The sequence below is a fragment of the Kosakonia pseudosacchari genome, from assembly GCF_900184035.1.
Classification (GTDB): domain Bacteria; phylum Pseudomonadota; class Gammaproteobacteria; order Enterobacterales; family Enterobacteriaceae; genus Kosakonia; species Kosakonia pseudosacchari.
Map to the genome: position 1 here is coordinate 254,356 of NZ_FXWP01000027.1, position 16,658 is coordinate 271,013.

Consider the following 16,658-nt stretch of genomic DNA (forward strand, 5'->3'; position numbering starts at 1 on the left):
AGGCCGGTCGCGGTTTGGCGTAAACGACAAAAAAGGATCACTTTACGCCAATTTGCGGCAGTGGAAGCGCTGGCGGTAATCGCCTGGTGTGAGGTGTAACTGGCGTTCAAAAATGCGCCGCAGATTGATGCTGCTGCCAAAACCGGTGGCGGCGGCTATCTGCTCCAGGGTTTCACTGGTTTGTTCCAGTCGGTTACGTGCGGCGGCAAGGCGCGCTTCGGCGACATAGCGCGCGGGGGGAACGCCGCTTTCACGGGTAAAGACGCGGGTGAAATTGCGCGGGCTCATCGCAACCTGTTCCGCAAGACGTTCAACGGATAAATCCTCAGCCAGGTTGGCCAGGATCCAGTTTTGCAGCTCGCTGATGGGCCCGACGCCGCTGGCCTGCTGTAGTTGATAGCGGCTGAACTGCAACTGCCCGCCGGGGCGGCGCAGGTACATCACCATGTTTTGCGCGATATCCAGCGCGAGAGAGAAGCCGTAGTCATCCTCGACCAGCGCCAGCGTGAGATCGAAGCCGGAACTGACGCCGCCGGAGGTCCAGACTGGCCCGTCCTGAATATAGAGCGGGCCGCTTTCAACGGTGACTGCGGGGTACTCTTTCTGCATGGTTTCCAGTAACCGCCAGTGGGTGGTTGCGCGTCGCCCGTTGAGCAACCCACTTTGTGCCAGTAGCATCGCGCCGCCGCAAATAGAAACGACCCGGCGCGCGTGCGGCGCGGCAAGACGCAGCCAGTCCACCACGGCCGTGCCTTCCTCGGCATCGGTACCGCGTCCGGTTATCATAATGGTATCCCACGGCTGGCGCGGATCGATATCCGGCAGGCGGTGATCGGCCAGCAGGTTCAGCCCGGACTGGCCGTGGATCACCTGGTGAGGTTGGGTGGTGGCAACGGTAACGCGATAGCGCGGCTGCGCGGTCTCATTCGGGTGCAGCTGGTTGGCCTGCATCAGAATGTCGGCAATACCGGCGGCTTCGAACAGCATGCCGCCATCAGGAACAATAATCAGGAATGTTTTCATGTCCTGAAACGTACGCCAATTACTTTTTAAGTCAAGCCCGTTCGGAAGATGACGGACGAAGGTGCAATAAAAAACCCGGAGCCTCCGCGCCGGGCAAATCTAACAAGACACAAAGGGTTATGGAATAACGCGCGCTGCGGGCGTTACTCACTGGCCTGTTTACGATTAGCCATCGTCGTGACCAGATATTCCTGCACAGGGTCGAGAGAAAGTTCGGGTTGCAGCAGTTCAGCCTCATCATGGTTGCTGGCGGGTTGCCCGGCAACAAAGGGTTTTTGTTGTCGGGCGCGTTCGAACTCGCTCAACACCTGCCAGCCGAGATCGTCACTGGCACGGTTGTTCATTAACACATTCCTTACGCGTTTCAGCTTTGGCAGCATCGTCGTCTCTCCATTAACAGTTAACGCAGGTTATTTTTTCGCCTCAACGCCCGGTGCGCTGGAGCGGTCAAGGAATTGAGTTGTCACTTCCGGAACGTGCTGGAGCATCCACTCCGCCATTTCAATCTCTTGCGCCACAATTTTTTGCAGCACATGCACGCCGTTAACATCACCCAATTCTTCAGCCGTTCTAATCAATGAGGTGTAGCAAGCAATTTCAAATTGCTCAAAGACATAGCCACCTATTGCGCCTTTAACCACCTCATCGGAATTAAAGACACCGCCAACGGCCTGACCCATCGCCGCCATTTTACCCATGGTATCTTTCAGAACCGATCGCGATATTCCGCATTGATCAATAAGCCCTTCAAGTAACACTATTTGTTCGCGGGTTTCGGCTAAATGACTTTCAATTTTACTTTTTAATACAGGATAATTGTCGATGCGTTTAGCCATCGCCTCCAGCATCGACTCTGCCTGTTTTTCCATCCCATGTGCGTCACGTAGCCAGTCGTGATAATTCTCTTCGCGTGTCATACGTTTACCTCAGGTGGAATTAACTTAATGACTTTTATTCTACTTCCGCTTTGGAATTAATTTTGCTGGTCGCAATTTTAGTAAGCAGATTGTCGGTGGTTTTTTCCTCTTCCAGCGTTTGCGCCAGAAGTGTTTTCGCTTTTTTATAGCCTAATTGATCGGCAAGGGTGCAGAGCGTGCCGTAAGAGGCAATTTCATAATGTTCAACTTTTTGCGCAGCGGCAATTAAAGCAGCGTCACGAATGGTGCCTTTTTCTGTGCTTTCAATAACCTCGTCTGCTTCTTCAACCAGACCTTCCATTGCATGGCACTTCATGCGTTTTAACTTGAGGCCGCTTTCGGCTTCAAGCAGCTGATCGATGCGCTCTATCTGGCCTTGGGTCTCTTCCATGTGTTGTTTGAACGCCTGCACCAGTTCGGTGGTAGAGGCTTCGCGTGCCAGTTTGGCTAACGCGCGAGCAAGTTGTTTTTCCGCGCTGTAAATGTCCGACAAGCCATGAATAAATAAATCGTTTAGCGTATTAATCTGCATAATTAAAGACCTTTAATTCCAGGGTTAAAAATAGCGAGCCGTTGCCGGCTCGCCAGTAATGCAATAAATATATTGGTGCGGTAAAAAAATTAAATCAGAAATTAATCCCCTGATTTACGGCCGCCGCTGTGGCTATTCTGGCCGCCTTTTTTACCTGCTTCGGAAGCGCGCTGTGGATCATTTTTGAAATTACCACCGCTATGTTGACCGCCTTTGCGGCCCGCTTCGGACGCTTTTTCACGATCTTCGGCGAAATTACCTGAGCCGCCACGATGTTCAGCCATAATATTTCTCCTGTTTCGTTGTTAAATATATGAACATGAATATTCAATAACATGTTCACCGCGTTCAGGGATTAAAGTTAGTCGCTGTGCTGAAATAGTCAAACGTGAAAATTCCTACGTTAAAAAATACTCCTTAAGGTGTAGTTGCTTGTTATTTAAACAAAGCGGCATTGGCGATGTATCTTTAAAATAAGTTACTTAGCAGAAAGTAGATTGGAATCTAATATTACCGCTTGTTATTACCCGCTTCTTTTCATGCGATTATTGGCATGAAAATGGCATTTATTGACATAAACTTACATTTGGCTTTGGTGAAACATCATTAATGCTAATGATTTTAAGAGAAGTCTTAAACAGGGATACAGAATGCCAGTTACCGTTTGGCTCGTCGTTAATGCGGCAACTACTTTTAAACTTCATAACCGATACGTCACCCTGAACAGGAACGACTTTTTGCCAGGTCACTGAACTGTCGAACCGGGGAGTGCGCGTACAGCCTTTTTTGGTGAGGAAGCAAGATGAGCCTGCAAAAATGTACCGTCCTGTACGACGGTAGGGCGCTGGTTGGCCCGGAAAATGTCCCGCTGATCGATTTTCTTGAAACCTGCAATATCACGCTACCCCATGTTTGCTACCACCCGGCGCTCGATCCGCTACAGACCTGCGATGTGTGCTGGGTCGAACAGGAGGGGAAGCTGGTGCGCGGTTGTACGCTGCGAAGCAAAGAAGGGCTGGTAATTAACTCGCTGGACACCCAGGCACGCGCGGCGCGCGAAGAAGGCATGGATCGCCTGCTGGCTAAACATGAACTTTATTGTACCGTGTGCGAACACAACACTGGCGACTGTACCTTGCATAACACCATGGTGGATATGCATATTCCCATTCAGCGCTACCCGTACACGCGCAAGCCTTATGTCAAAGATCACTCCAACCCGTTTTACACCTACGACCCGGATCAATGCATTTTGTGCGGACGCTGCGTGGACGCGTGCCAGAATGTGGAAGTCAACGAAACGCTGAGCATTGATTACACCATGGAGCACCCGCGCGTGCTGTGGGACGGGGGAAATCAGATTGCTGGTTCGAGCTGTGTGAGCTGCGGGCACTGCGTGACGGTTTGCCCGTGTAATGCGCTACTGGAAAAAAGCATGCAGCCGGATGCCGGGCCTTTTACGTCGATGCGCCAGTCGCTCAAACGGCCGCTGATTGATGTGATTAAAGTGCTGGAAAATTCCACCGGTGCTGAAATTATCTCCGGTATTTCGGTGATGGATACCGCATTACGCCAGCAGGAGATCAAACGCACCAAAACCGTCTGCACCTATTGCGGCGTAGGATGCAGCTTTGAAATGTGGACCCGCGACCGCCAGCTTCTGAAAGTGCAGCCCGTCGTTGATGCACCGGTGAATGGCATCTCCACTTGTGTTAAAGGCAAATTCGCGTGGGACTTCATTAACAGCCCGCAGCGCCTGACCACGCCGTTGATTCGTGAAAATGACCGTTTCCGCCCGGCAAGTTGGGAAGAAGCGTTAACCCTTGTCGCCAGCCGCTTATTACAGACCCGTGACCAGTACGGCCCGGACAGTATCGGTTTTATCGGTTCCAGCAAAGGCAGCAATGAGGAAGCCTATCTGACGCAGAAAATTGCCCGCGCGATTATTGGCACCAACAGCGTGGATAACTCATCGCGCTATTGCCAGAATCCGGCCACGGAAGGGCTGTTTCGCACGGTGGGCTATGGCGGCGATGCCGGGACGATTGACGATCTGCAACAGGCTGAGCTGGTGATCATTGTCGGCAGCAACACGGCGGAAAACCATCCGGTGATCGCCTCACGCCTGAAAGCCGCAAAAAAACACCGCGGGCAAAAATGGCTGGTGGTCGACCCAAGACGCCATGAAATGGCGGAACGCGCCGACCTGCATTTACGCATTCATCCCGGCACCGATCTGGTATGGGCATCGGCGATGGCGCGCTACATGTTTGACCACGGTTATGAGGATAAAACGTTCCTCGCTGAACGCGTCAACCCGGTTGACGACTATCGCCAGTCGCTGGCGCCTTTTACGCTGGATTACGCCGCGCAAATCACCGGCATCCAGCAAGAGACCCTGCGCGAAGCAGCAGAGATGATAGGTAAGGCGCGCAGCGTCTGCATTATGTGGGCGATGGGCATCACGCAGCACAGCCACGGCGCAGACACCAGCACCGCGTTATCCAACCTGTTGCTGGTGACCGGCAACTATGGCAGACCCGGCACCGGCGGCTACCCGATGCGCGGACATAACAATGTGCAGGGCGCCAGCGACTTTGGCTGCCTGAAAAACTTCTACCCCGGTTATGAATCGGTCAGCGATCCACAGATCCGCGAAAAATGGGCCAGGGCCTGGGGCGTACCGGCTGAGCGCTTGTCGCTCAAGGTCGGGCAGGATAACTTTATGATGGTCGAACTGGCACGCCAAGATGCGATCCGCGCCATGTATGTGATTGGCGAGGAAACCGCCTTTGCCGATGCGGATGCGGAAAATGTGCATCAGGGTTTTACCAACCTCGATTTTCTGGTGGTGCAGGATCTGTTTCTTAGCCGCACAGCGCAGTTTGCTGATGTGGTGTTGCCCGGCTGTCCGAGCGTGGAAAAAGAGGGCTCATTTGTAAACACTGAGCGGCGAATTCAGCGCTTTTATTCGGTTATGGAGCCGCTCGGCGACAGCCGTCCTGACTGGTGGATCCTCACGCAACTGGCGGCGCGTATGGGCCATGACTGGGGCTATCAACATCCGCAGGAGATCATGGCGGAAGTGGCGGGCATTGCTGAAAGCTTTGCCGGAGTGAGCTATTCACGTCTCGAGGGCTGGAAATCGCAAATCTGGCCGGTCAACGCCGGTGGCAGCAGCACGCCGCTGCTCTATACCGAACGCTTTAAATCCCCTGATGGACGCGCCACACTTTATCCGCTGAGCTGGCAACCGCCCGCTGAAGAGGCCGATGCCGAATATGATTTGTTGCTCAACAATGGCCGGATGCTGGAGCATTTCCAGTCCACCAACCAGACCGGGCAGGGCGGGCGCACAACCAGCCTTTCGCCGGACTGGTTTGTGGAAATCAGCCCGCAGCTGGCGAGCGCGCGCAGCTTGCAGGAAGGCGACTGGGTAAAACTTATCTCCCGGCGCGGAGAAGTTGAGGTGCCAGTGGTGGTGACCGATCGCGTTCAGGGCAAGGTGTTGTTTATTTCCATTCATCAGGGCAAAGAGGGGATTAACAAACTCACTGGCGAACACCACGATCCGTCGGTCAATACGCCTGCCTACAAAGAGCTGGCTGTGCGCCTGGAAACGCTGGATCGCCCGCCGTTGCCCGACCCGCTACCGAAGCACAATTTCCGCCACGGTAAACGCACCCCGATTGACAAGGTGCCAGTAGAAGCAAAATGGCGGCGCGAAGATTACCGCGAACCGCCTGCAACCGAACCCCACCCGGAGAAATTCTGATGGCAAAAGCGATTGATTATCAGCCGGAACCGGCAAAAATTGGCCCCGATGCCCATGAAGAGCTGACGCGGCTGCTGGAGTCGCTGCATCAGCATGGCGTGCTGCGCCTGGCGAATGATTTGGTAGGTGCCAATCAGGAGATCGCGCAGGTGCTGGTTAAAGGCTTACAGCGCGAAGGCACGCTCAATGCGATACAGAATATCTCGGTGCTGCTGCTCGCGCTCTCCAGCATTCCTCCAGAGAGAATGTACAAACTGGCCTTTGGCCTGCGCGATATGGTCGATGCGCTAAGCCAGCCTGGCGACGCGGGTGAGCATAACGCTCCGGGTCTGCAGGGGGCGTGGAAGATGCTGCAGGACGAGGAGCTGTGGCATGCCCTGCAACCGCTGCTCAGTGGGATGAAAGCCTTCGCGCGGCGCATGGAGGAGCCGGTTGATAAGCCGATCTCCGCGTGGAGCGGTAAACCCAGCGACGCATAATGAACGAGGAAACCGCGCTGTTGCTGGCTCGCGGCCAGTTTGCTTTTACCATCGGCTTTCATATTGTGCTGGCGGCCTTTTCTATTGGCCTGGCGCATTTTTTGATGTTCCTTGAGGCGATGTGGCTCTGGCGCAGGCAGACGCTCTGGCTGTCGCTGTGGCGCTACTGGAGCAAAATTTTTGCGCTTAACGTGGCGGTGGGCGTGGTCACCGGCGTGGTGATGGAGTTCGCCTTCGGCACAAACTGGAGCGGGCTTGCCAGCCGTGCGGGGGCAGTGCTTGGCCCGATGATGTACATGGAAGTGCTGGTCGCTTTCTTCCTTGAAGCGGGGTTTATGGGGGTAGTGCTTTTTGGCATGGGCAAAGTCCGGCCGTGGGTGCATTTTATGGCGACCTGCATTGTGGCGCTTGGTTCGCTGTTCAGCGCGTTCTGGATCCTTGCCGCCAACTCATGGATGCAAACGCCGGATGGCTTCGCCGTGGCGGCCGATGGGCGCTTTGTGCCGGTCGACTGGTGGGCGGCAATCATCAACCCGTCATTTCCCTGGCGCATGGCGCATATGGTGGTGGCGGCCATGTTAGGCACCGCGTGCCTGGTGGCGGCTTGCGGGGCGTGGCATCTGCTGCGCGAGGCGCGACATCCGGCGGCGCGGCAGATGTTCTCGCTGGGCCTGTGGATGCTGGTGATCATGGCACCGGTACAGATCGTGCTTGGCGATCTGCATGGCGAGAATACGCGCGACCATCAGCCGATAAAACTGGCGGCGATGGAAGGCGCGTGGGATCCACCACCGCCGGGTGAAGGCGAGCCGCTGCGATTATTTGCGCTGCCGGATATGCAACAGCGCCGCAATCTGTATGAAATCGCCATTCCCGATATCGGTTCACTCTACTTGCGCCACAATCTTGAAGGACGCATTCATACGCTCAACCAGTACCCGGCGGAAGCGTTGCCGTGGGTGCCGGTGGTGTTCTGGTCGTTTCGCGTGATGGTCGGGCTTGGCCTCGCCATGGCGGCAGCGGGCATTGCCGGGCTGATAGTGCGTCTGCGGAGGCGTTTGTGGCACGCACGCTGGTTACAACGCATCATGGTGCTGCTGGCACCCGCCGGATTTATCGCCATGCTCGCGGGCTGGCTGGTTACAGAGGCGGGGCGTCAGCCGTGGACGGTCTACGGCTTGCTGCGTACATCGCACAGTGTTGCGCCGGTTTCAGCGGAACTGGTGTTGGGCTCATTGCTGGTCACCGTGGCGGTTTATATGGCGCTTTTTGCGCTGGGACTGTGGTTTTTGCTTAAGCTGATGTCGCGCTTACCCACCAGGCATGAAAAAGGTGCCATGCCCGAGGTGGCCGAACGCAGCGGGAAGGGGACGTGATATGCCGGATATTTTAGGTTTGCCCTGGCTTGATGCGCTTTGTGCCGCGGCGCTGGCGCTCAGTTTGCTGATCTATGTTCTGCTTGATGGCACGGATTTGGGCACCGGCATCCTGTGCGCGTTTCAGCGCAGCCCTGAATCGCGCCATATTATCAATCTCTCTTTACTGCCGGTCTGGGATGGCAACGAAACCTGGCTGGTGCTTGCGGTGGGCGGCTTGCTGGGACTTTTCCCGCTGGCGTACGGCATTATCCTCAGCGCGCTCTATATCCCGGTGTTTGTGATGTTGCTGGCGCTGGTGATGCGCGGCATGGGGATTGAGTATCGCCACTATGCGCCACGGCTGTTTGACTCGATGCTGATCGCCGGTTCACTGCTGGCCGCGCTGGCGCAAGGGATTATTGTGGGCGCGCTGCTACAGGGGATTTCCACCGATGGGCGCCAGTTTACCGGTAGCGGTTTTGAGTGGCTGCGTCCTTTTCCGCTCTATTGCGGCCTGGCGCTGGTGTGCGGATATAGCCTGATGGGGGCAGGGTGGATAATCTGGCGCTGCACCGGCGAGCTGGAAATGTGGGGGCGACGAGTGATGCCGTGGCTCGCCATTGTTACCGGGTTGCTGCTGGCGGGTTTGCTGGTGTGGAGTGCGCAGTTGCACGAAACCTGGCGTCAGCATCTGTTTAACCCCTGGCTGTGGTTGCCCCTGTCGCTGGTGGCTGCACTGGCCGTCGCGTTGTTATGGCTGGGGCTGATATTGCGGCGCATATTTCTACCGCTGGCGGCGGTGCAGGTGATGGTGAGTTGTGCTTTTTGTGCGCTGGTGTTTACGCTTTTTCCGTGGATTGTGCCGCCTGTTCTCAGCATTACGCAAACCGCCGCGCCACTGGCCACGCAGCGATTTCTGCTGCTGACATTTGCCTTACTGGTGCCGGTAACGTTGCTTTATAACAGCTGGGTTTTTCGCATCTTCAGTGGAAAAATTGCGGGTTAGTTCGGCAAAACAGGCTATAAAGTAAAGGCGAGATTTACAGTAAGCAACAGCATGCGCGGAGACTTATCCATGGCTATAGCAAAAGCTTATAACTTAAAGCAGGCATATCAAATGATTAGCTCAGGAAAGCATCAGGAAGTTGAGCTGGCATTTGATGTCGATGCGGATACTTTTTTTATGCTCTCGTCAAACTACGGCAACAGCGGGGCGAAGATTGCCCGTCACGATAACCATTTTGTGCTCAGGCTGGAGAAAGAAGCCGCTTCAGGTTGAACACACGCGGGTAGCATGTTTCACCAGTGGCTCAGGAGTGCATGCGACGGGCGGATGATTCGCAACCGACGCCGTGTCATCTCTGCGTTATATTGATCCCTTTTAATAGCCGCGAGCCCTGCCACTGATTCTGTTCTTTCCGGCTTGCGGCTTCATTTGTTGTTACCCAGATTTCGTGGCGGCGCATTTTGCCGCCACGTTCAAACTCGTTATCAATCCAATCATTCCCGGCATTACGCCGGGTTTTTTTTCTCTGCGCGCAGCCCATTCGCCAGCAAAATAAACGCGTCGATGACGTTGGGTAAGGTCTGTTGCGGGTTATCACTGGCCGCAACCCATAGCGCGGCATTCAGCGCTGCGCCGTTGAGCAAACGCGCGGCGGATTCCACATCCACCGCTTTCATCTCGCCATTTGCCACCATGTTGGCGACGGCAACACGGGTTGCCTGCAGGCAGGCATTCTGGCTTGGCCAGCGCGAAGGATCGCCAAGAAACGCCGGGCCATCGAGCAACACAATGCGCTGGATTTCAGGATCGAGCGCCATCTCGATATAGGCGACACCTTCAGCCAGCAACGCATCCCAGGCATTATCGGTGGCTTGCGCCTGCATTTTTGCGCGCTGTGCCATTTCGCCATCGACCTGCGCCACCACGGCGGCAAGTAAGCCCTGTTTATCGCCAAAGTTGTGGTACAGCGCACCGCGCGTTAAGCCGACGCTGGCGGTCAATTCATCCATCGATGCCGCTGCAAACCCTTTTTCGGCAAATGCCTTGCGGGCAGCGGCGATAAGTTTGGCGCGGTTCTCTTCCATGGTTTGGGCGCGACGTTTAACGACCATACTGACTCCATTTTAAATACATCGCGTATGTGAATTGACATACGCAGTGTATGTGGATTAACTTCATATACGAAGTGTATCTTAAATTCAGCCATAAAAGGTAACCCAATGATCCCTCGCGAACCCGTTTTTCCCGCTCATCGCCATGCGTTGTATGAACAACATGGTTACTCCGCCGCAATACGCTCCGGTGATCTGCTGTTTGTATCCGGACAGGTTGGCAGCCGCGCCGATGGCAGCCCGGAGCCCGATTTCGCCGCGCAGGTGCGCCTGGCGTTCGATAATTTGCAGGCCACGCTCGCGGCGGCGGGGTGTACTTTTGATGATCTGATTGATGTCACCACCTTTCATACGGACCCGGAAAACCAGTTCGCCACCATCATGAAGGTCAAACAGGCGATTTTCCCGCAACCGCCGTACCCCAACTGGACAGCCGTGGGCGTGAACTGGCTGGCGGGTTTTGATTTCGAAATTAAGGTGATTGCGCGCATTCCCGAACGCGCGGCATAAAAAAAGCCTGCGACTACGGTCGCAGGCTTGCAGATAAAGTGGGGGATTACAGCAGGTCGAAGCGATCGAGATTCATCACTTTTGTCCAAGCGGCAACAAAGTCGGTGACGAATTTCTGTTTGCCGTCGGCGCTGGCGTAAACTTCGGCCAGCGCACGCAGCACCGAGTTGGAGCCAAACACCAGGTCGGCGCGAGTGGCGGTGTATTTCACCTCACCGCTCTTGCGGTCGCGGCCTTCAAACAGCTCTGATTTTTCGTCGGTGGCTTTCCATGCGGTGCGCATATCCAGCAGGTTAACGAAGAAATCGGTGCTCAGCACACCCGGCTGGTCGGTAAAGACGCCGTGCTTGCTGCCGTCATAGTTCGCGCCCAGCACGCGCAGGCCGCCGACCAGCACGGTCATTTCCGGGGCGGTGAGCGTCAGTTGCTGCGCTTTATCAATCAGCAACGTTTCGGTGCTGATGCCATCCCACACGCGGCGATAGTTGCGGAAACCATCGGCCAGCGGCTCCATCAGTGCGAAAGAGTCCACATCCGTTTGATCCTGACGCGCATCGACACGCCCCGGCGTAAACGGCACATTGACCTGCACACCGGCTGCTGCCGCGGCTTTCTCAACGCCAACCACGCCTGCCAGCACAATCACATCCGCCAGTGAGGCTTTCGCCAGCGTTTTCTGAATGCTTTGCAACGCGGGCAGGGCTTTCGCGGCGATGGCGTTCACTTCCCAGCCGTTTTGCGGCGCCAGTGCCAGGCGTGCGCCGTTCGCGCCGCCACGTTTATCGCCGCCACGGAAGGTGGAGGCAGACGCCCAGGCGACCGAAATCAGTTCGCTTACCGATAAGCCGGATTCGGCAATCGCCGCTTTCAGATTAGCGATATCAGCACCGTTCGGCTGATGAACCGCCGCAGGCAACGGATCCTGCCAAATAAGATCTTCTTTTGGCACTTCCGGGCCGATATAGCGTGATTTCGGCCCCATATCGCGGTGGGTCAGTTTAAACCATGCGCGGGCAAAGGCTTCATTAAACGCTTGCGGATCGTTGAGGAAACGGCGCGAGATCTTTTCAAATTCCGGGTCGAAACGCAGCGTCAAATCGGTCACCAGCATGGTGGGTTTGCGTTTTTTCTCCGGGTCAAACGGATCAGGGATAACTTCCGGCGCGTCTTTGGCTTCAAATTGAATAGCACCTGCCGGGCTGCGGGTTTGCACCCACTCATATTTGAACAGGTTTTCGAAAAAGTAGTTGCTCCATTGGGTCGGCGTTTGCGTCCAGGCCACTTCCAGACCGGATGTGATGGCATCTGCGCCTGCGCCACTACCGTAGCTGCTCATCCAGCCCAGCCCCTGCGCTTCCAGCGGCGCGGCTTCCGGCTCTGGCCCGACATGGTTATCCGGCGTGGAGGCTCCGTGGGTTTTGCCCAGCGTGTGACCACCGGCGATCAGCGCGACGGTCTCTTCATCGTTCATGCCCATATTGCCGAAGGTGGCGCGAATGGCAGAGGCGGCGGAAACCGGCTCGCCGCTGGCGTTCGGGCCTTCCGGGTTAACGTAAATCAACCCCATTTCGGTGGCACCAATGGCGGCCTGCGCCAGGCTTTCCGGGTGGCGGTGGCTTAACCACTCTTTTTCATTACCCCAGTCGACATCCATATCCGGTTCCCAGACATCTTCACGCCCGGCACCAAAACCGAAAGTGCGGAAACCGGCATTTTCCAGCGCCACGTTGCCCGCCAGAATAATCAGATCGCCCCAGGAGATTTGTTGACCATATTTTTGTTTCACCGGCCACAGCAGACGACGCGCTTTATCAAGACTGACGTTATCCGGCCACGAGTTGAGCGGTGCGAAGCGCTGCTGGCCGCGACCCGAACCCCCACGACCATCGACGGTGCGATAGGTGCCTGCGCTGTGCCAGGCCATGCGAATAAACAGACCGATATAGCTGCCCCAGTCTGCTGGCCACCACTCCTGGGAGTCGGTCAGCACACTGCGGATGTCGGCTTTCAGGGCGGAGTAATCGAGCTTTTTAAACTCTTCGCGGTAGTTAAAATTTTCGCCCAGCGGATTAGAACGGTTGGAGTGTTGGTTTAGCAAATCTACGCGCAACTGGTTAGGCCACCAGTCGCGGTTACTGGTTACCGGGCCTGCACTTTTTTCATTGCTTTTGTTATGAAAGGGGCATTTCTCGACGGATGACGAGAGGGATTGATCGTCTGACGTGCTCATATCGGGCTCCATTTGCTTGTGTTCTGTCGTTACGATATACACTGCTTCCTGATAAAGGTATTTGAATGAATCTACAGATTTGATAGTTAATACCTTTCTATAAAATGGTAAAAACTTGACGCAAATCGCTTAACTGCGCTACCCACTCCTAAACCTTAGCAATTCCACCACTGCCGTTACGGTTTTTTTCAGGGCGTAGCGCATTTTTTGTGACGGCAAAAGCAAGTAGAGCAGGCGCGGCCTGCAAGCGTATGCAACACACTTTTGTATTTTCCCGGCGAAATTAAACGTCCACATTTGGTCGGAATATATCCCTAACCGTGTGCGAAATACTGTTTCGCTGCGTTATCGGTGCCCTGTTAATTTAATCAACCGAAAAGGCAGAGCGAATAAACACGCAATGTCATCAGTGCATTTCGCGGCGTTTGCACAATGAAAAATAAATGACGATAACGCATTTGCTTGCCGTCGTGGGACCGGCGTTGCGGATAATCTTATCTGCAGAGAGATATTTTTTCTTTTCTACCGTTTCGCTAATAATGACGTGACTGCACATTATAACGATATAACTGGCCGAATACGCAGCATACGCTAACCTGATTATTCCACCTGATTTTAAGGAAAAAGATCAATGCGTCTGGCTTTATCGCTTATTATTCCTCTGCTTCTCGTTGGTTGTGGTGCCAATAATAGTGCGCCGCAAACGGCCATACCTGGCGAGAAAACCTCCGCAAAAATGAAAACTCTCGAAACAGGCGCGGCGCTAATACAATCTCGCCCGCCGATTGAGGCAATAAGCGCCTACCTGGATGGCTTTCATTTTTATAACGGCGATCGGCAAGGACAAATGGAAGCCCATCATTATGTCACCGTGTTAAATAATGATGTCATGCAGGCGGTGATTTATGACGGAAATACCGCAAATGCACGGCTGATGGGCGTGGAATACATCATCAGTGAACGACTTTTCAAAACACTCCCGCCGGCGGAGAAAAAACTCTGGCATAGCCACCGTTATGAAGTGAAATCCGGCTCGCTTATTGCGCCCGGTTTACCCGCCGTCGCCGAAAAAGCCTTGATGAGCAATATCGTGAATACCTACGGCAAGACCTGGCATACCTGGCACACTGAGCGTGACCAGACGCTGCCGCTGGGCGTACCTGCGTTAATGATGGGATTTACCCAGGATGGACAACTCGATCCGGCGTTGCTTGCCGATCGCGATCGCCGTTTCGGCGTCAACACGTCGGCTATCAGGCAGCAGCGTAAAGATCTGCCTGCGCACCCGGTGGCGCAGGGTGCGGATGCCTGGGAACAGGGACAGGTGATTCAAATCAAACCCGTTACGCTCTCGGAAGATACACATACCCATAAATAACGCCTGCGGAGGGGAAACGTGATTATTCACCATCTTAATTGCGGCTGTATGTGCCCCCTCGGCGGCGCGTTGTATGACGGTTTCAGTAAAGGAGTGCATGCGCATCTGGCGTGTCACTGCCTGCTGCTGGAAACACAACGCCACGGCCTGGTGCTGGTGGACACCGGGTTCGGCACCACCGATATGCGCCAGCCCCGGCGAAATATTCCGGCCTTTTTTCGCCTGTTGAACAACATTCAGCACCGGGAAAGCTTAACGGCGCTGGCACAGGTGAAGGCGTTGGGGTTTCAGGCTGAAGATGTGCGGCACATTGTGTTAACCCATCTGGATTTTGACCACGCAGGCGGCCTGACCGATTTCCCGCAGGCGCAGATCCATCTCTTACAGCGCGAAATCGACACCGCACAGCAGCGGCACGGCTGGCTGACACGCGAGCGTTATCGACCCGGCCAGTGGCAGGGCGTTTCTGGCTGGCAGGGATATGCCGCCGAAGGCGAACAATGGTTCGGCTTTGATGCCGTGAAGGCGCTGCGTGGGCTGCCGCCGGAGATTTTGCTTATCCCGCTCGCCGGCCACACGCTGGGCCACGCCGGGGTGGGTATTCAACATTCAGATGGCTGGTTACTGCACGGAGGCGATGCATGGTTTTACCGGGGGGAAATCGGTCTGCCGGAACGCCACTGCACGCCGGGGCTGCGTTTTTATCAATGGATGATGGCGATGGATAACGGTGCCAGAAGGGTCAACCAACAACGTCTGCGCGAGCTGGCGCTAGCACAGGGTAAGGAAGTGCGGCTGTTTTGTAGCCACGATGCGCAGGAACTGCGCGCCTTACAAGAGGGATAAAAAAAGCATCTGCAAGGCAGATGCTTTCGGGAGGCTTATTTCGGTTGCGGTTCACCGTGGCCGAGTTCGGCACCGGTGAGCGGATCAACGCCCGGATCGGATTTGGTGCGTTCTGCCATCGCTTTTACCAGCGCCAGTTGTTCCGGGCTGAGCGTGGTGGTGGCGGAACCATCACCGCCGTCGACCGCCGGTTGTGGATCGGCGACATACTCGAAGTTTTCATCGCTGTTCCAGCTACCACGCGGATCGTCACCTTCCGACATGTTGTAATAGACGTTGGTGTACTGTTCGATTGGCGGTAATTTTCCTGGCGGGAAATTATTGCGAATCGAGTAGAGCGCCTTCTCAAAAGAGAGCATATGCGCGGCTTCACGCGTCATCAGGAAACCTAACGCGTCTTTTACCCCCGGATCGTCGGTGACATTGATTAAACGCTCATAAATAATCTTCGCGCGCGCTTCGGCGGCGATATTTGAGCGTAAATCGGCGGTCACTTCGCCAATCGTATCAACATAAGCCGCTGTCCACGGCACGCCTGCCGAGTTTGTCAGCGCCGGGCCGCCGCCGTACAGCAGCGAAGTGATATGGCTGTCATTACCGTTTTCGGTTAACGAGCGGTACAGTTCCGCTTCATTTTCAGTACCTTCGGCCAGCTCGCCTTTTGCCCCTTTATTGAGCATACCGACCAGCGAACCGATAATTTCCAGATGGCTGAGCTCTTCTGTCGCGATGTCCATCAACATCTCTTTGCGACCGGCGTCTTCATCACCCAACCCCTGGGTGAAATAGCGGCATGCCGCAGCCAGTTCCCCTTGCGGACCGCCAAACTGTTCGAGCAGCAGGTTGGCCAGCCCAGGGTTCGGTTCACTGACGCGCACGGTGTATTGCAATTGCTTAACATGACGAAACATTGCTTGCCTCCTGAAAAGGAAAAATTATTATTTTTTAGCTTCCACGCCTTCCGCTGCGCTGCGCAGCAAAAATTGTTCTGTCACATCCGGAATATGATTGATTGCCCATTCGGCCATCGCTTTTTCTTCAGCCAGAATCTGTTTGAATATATCGATGCTGGCGCTGTCACCGGCTTTTTCCGCCGCGGTAATAAGCGAGGTATAACAGGCAATTTCAAATTGCTCGAAGACATAACTACTGATTGCGCCTTTAACGATTTCATCCGGTGCAAACATGCCGCCAAATGACTGACCCATCGCCGCCATTTTGCTGGTGGCATCTTTCATTAGCGAACGGTTAATATCATTACGATCCATCACCGTTTCCAGTAATTTAATTTGCCCTTGTGTTTCTGTTAAATGTTGCTCAATCCTTGCCCGTAAATCGGGGTAATTATCGATGCGGCTGCTCATAGCATTAAGCATTGATTCAGCCTGTTTTTCCATTGCGTGTGCATCGCGTAACCAGTCGTGATAATTTTCTTGAGGCGTCATATCTAATCCTTTCATGGTTGAGTGGATAAGAAAAAGGGGACACTGCC

17 protein-coding genes are annotated in these 16,658 nt (G+C 54.8%); 8 read left to right on the top strand and 9 right to left on the bottom strand.

What is annotated here, in order from left to right; translation table 11 throughout:
* Positions 1-42 precede the first annotated feature (42 nt).
* From BN2591_RS23800 to BN2591_RS23820, 5 genes are all read right to left on the bottom strand, one after another.
* Positions 43-1,023, bottom strand: a complete 981-nt coding sequence (locus tag BN2591_RS23800) for a GlxA family transcriptional regulator (RefSeq protein WP_086874180.1) — start codon at positions 1,021-1,023, stop codon at positions 43-45.
* A gap of 143 nt (positions 1,024-1,166) precedes the next feature.
* On the bottom strand, positions 1,167-1,367 hold the full coding sequence (locus BN2591_RS23805; RefSeq protein ID WP_086874181.1) for a hypothetical protein: 201 nt from the start codon (positions 1,365-1,367) through the stop codon (positions 1,167-1,169).
* A 66-nt stretch (positions 1,368-1,433) separates the two neighbouring features.
* Positions 1,434-1,940: a ferritin-like domain-containing protein gene (locus BN2591_RS23810; protein ID WP_086874182.1), complete on the bottom strand. Its 507-nt coding sequence runs from the start codon at positions 1,938-1,940 to the stop codon at positions 1,434-1,436.
* Between the two features lie 34 nt (positions 1,941-1,974).
* Positions 1,975-2,472 carry a YciE/YciF ferroxidase family protein gene (locus tag BN2591_RS23815; protein ID WP_017457067.1) on the bottom strand — a complete coding sequence of 166 codons (498 nt, stop codon included), beginning with the start codon at positions 2,470-2,472 and terminating at the stop codon, positions 1,975-1,977.
* Positions 2,473-2,573: 101 nt separating this feature from the next.
* The gene (locus BN2591_RS23820; protein WP_016495712.1) at positions 2,574-2,756 is read right to left on the bottom strand and encodes a con-10 family general stress protein; all 183 of its coding nucleotides are present in this window, start codon (positions 2,754-2,756) and stop codon (positions 2,574-2,576) included.
* Positions 2,757-3,274: 518 nt separating this feature from the next.
* Here BN2591_RS23820 and fdhF point away from each other — a divergent pair.
* The 5 genes from fdhF to BN2591_RS24435 all read left to right on the top strand — a co-directional run bounded on the left by fdhF (position 3,275) and on the right by BN2591_RS24435 (position 9,363).
* Positions 3,275-6,247, top strand: a complete 2,973-nt coding sequence (gene fdhF / locus BN2591_RS23825; RefSeq protein ID WP_086874183.1) for a formate dehydrogenase subunit alpha — start codon at positions 3,275-3,277, stop codon at positions 6,245-6,247.
* Positions 6,247-6,726, top strand: coding sequence for a helical membrane plugin domain-containing protein (locus BN2591_RS23830; RefSeq protein ID WP_086874184.1), 480 nt, complete (start codon positions 6,247-6,249; stop codon positions 6,724-6,726). The genes fdhF and BN2591_RS23830 overlap by 1 nt, the downstream gene beginning before the upstream one ends.
* Positions 6,726-8,102: a cytochrome ubiquinol oxidase subunit I gene (locus BN2591_RS23835; RefSeq protein ID WP_086874185.1), complete on the top strand. Its 1,377-nt coding sequence runs from the start codon at positions 6,726-6,728 to the stop codon at positions 8,100-8,102. The genes BN2591_RS23830 and BN2591_RS23835 overlap by 1 nt, the downstream gene beginning before the upstream one ends.
* Position 8,103: 1 nt before the next feature.
* On the top strand, positions 8,104-9,090 hold the full coding sequence (locus tag BN2591_RS23840) for a cytochrome d ubiquinol oxidase subunit II (RefSeq protein ID WP_086874186.1): 987 nt from the start codon (positions 8,104-8,106) through the stop codon (positions 9,088-9,090).
* Positions 9,091-9,159: 69 nt separating this feature from the next.
* Positions 9,160-9,363: a hypothetical protein gene (locus BN2591_RS24435; protein ID WP_141399330.1), complete on the top strand. Its 204-nt coding sequence runs from the start codon at positions 9,160-9,162 to the stop codon at positions 9,361-9,363.
* Between the two features lie 233 nt (positions 9,364-9,596).
* On the opposite strand, the gene BN2591_RS23850 is transcribed toward BN2591_RS24435, so the two are convergent.
* On the bottom strand, positions 9,597-10,202 hold the full coding sequence (locus BN2591_RS23850; protein WP_086874188.1) for a TetR/AcrR family transcriptional regulator: 606 nt from the start codon (positions 10,200-10,202) through the stop codon (positions 9,597-9,599).
* 108 nt (positions 10,203-10,310) lie between these two features.
* On the opposite strand from BN2591_RS23850, the gene BN2591_RS23855 reads away from it, so the two are divergent.
* Complete coding sequence (locus BN2591_RS23855) at positions 10,311-10,712, top strand: RidA family protein (protein WP_086874189.1); 402 nt, start codon at positions 10,311-10,313, stop codon at positions 10,710-10,712.
* A gap of 46 nt (positions 10,713-10,758) precedes the next feature.
* On the opposite strand, the gene katG is transcribed toward BN2591_RS23855, so the two are convergent.
* Positions 10,759-12,942: a catalase/peroxidase HPI gene (gene katG, locus BN2591_RS23860; RefSeq protein ID WP_086874190.1), complete on the bottom strand. Its 2,184-nt coding sequence runs from the start codon at positions 12,940-12,942 to the stop codon at positions 10,759-10,761.
* Positions 12,943-13,573: 631 nt separating this feature from the next.
* Between katG and BN2591_RS23865 the strand changes: the two genes are divergently transcribed.
* Both BN2591_RS23865 and BN2591_RS23870 read left to right on the top strand, forming a co-directional pair.
* Positions 13,574-14,320, top strand: coding sequence for an OBAP family protein (locus BN2591_RS23865; RefSeq protein ID WP_086874191.1), 747 nt, complete (start codon positions 13,574-13,576; stop codon positions 14,318-14,320).
* Between the two features lie 18 nt (positions 14,321-14,338).
* Positions 14,339-15,166 carry an MBL fold metallo-hydrolase gene (locus tag BN2591_RS23870; RefSeq protein ID WP_086874192.1) on the top strand — a complete coding sequence of 276 codons (828 nt, stop codon included), beginning with the start codon at positions 14,339-14,341 and terminating at the stop codon, positions 15,164-15,166.
* A gap of 35 nt (positions 15,167-15,201) precedes the next feature.
* On the opposite strand, the gene BN2591_RS23875 is transcribed toward BN2591_RS23870, so the two are convergent.
* The gene (locus BN2591_RS23875; protein ID WP_086874193.1) at positions 15,202-16,077 is read right to left on the bottom strand and encodes a manganese catalase family protein; all 876 of its coding nucleotides are present in this window, start codon (positions 16,075-16,077) and stop codon (positions 15,202-15,204) included.
* Between the two features lie 27 nt (positions 16,078-16,104).
* Positions 16,105-16,611: a ferritin-like domain-containing protein gene (locus BN2591_RS23880; protein WP_086874194.1), complete on the bottom strand. Its 507-nt coding sequence runs from the start codon at positions 16,609-16,611 to the stop codon at positions 16,105-16,107.
* Between the last annotated feature and the right edge of the window lie 47 nt (positions 16,612-16,658).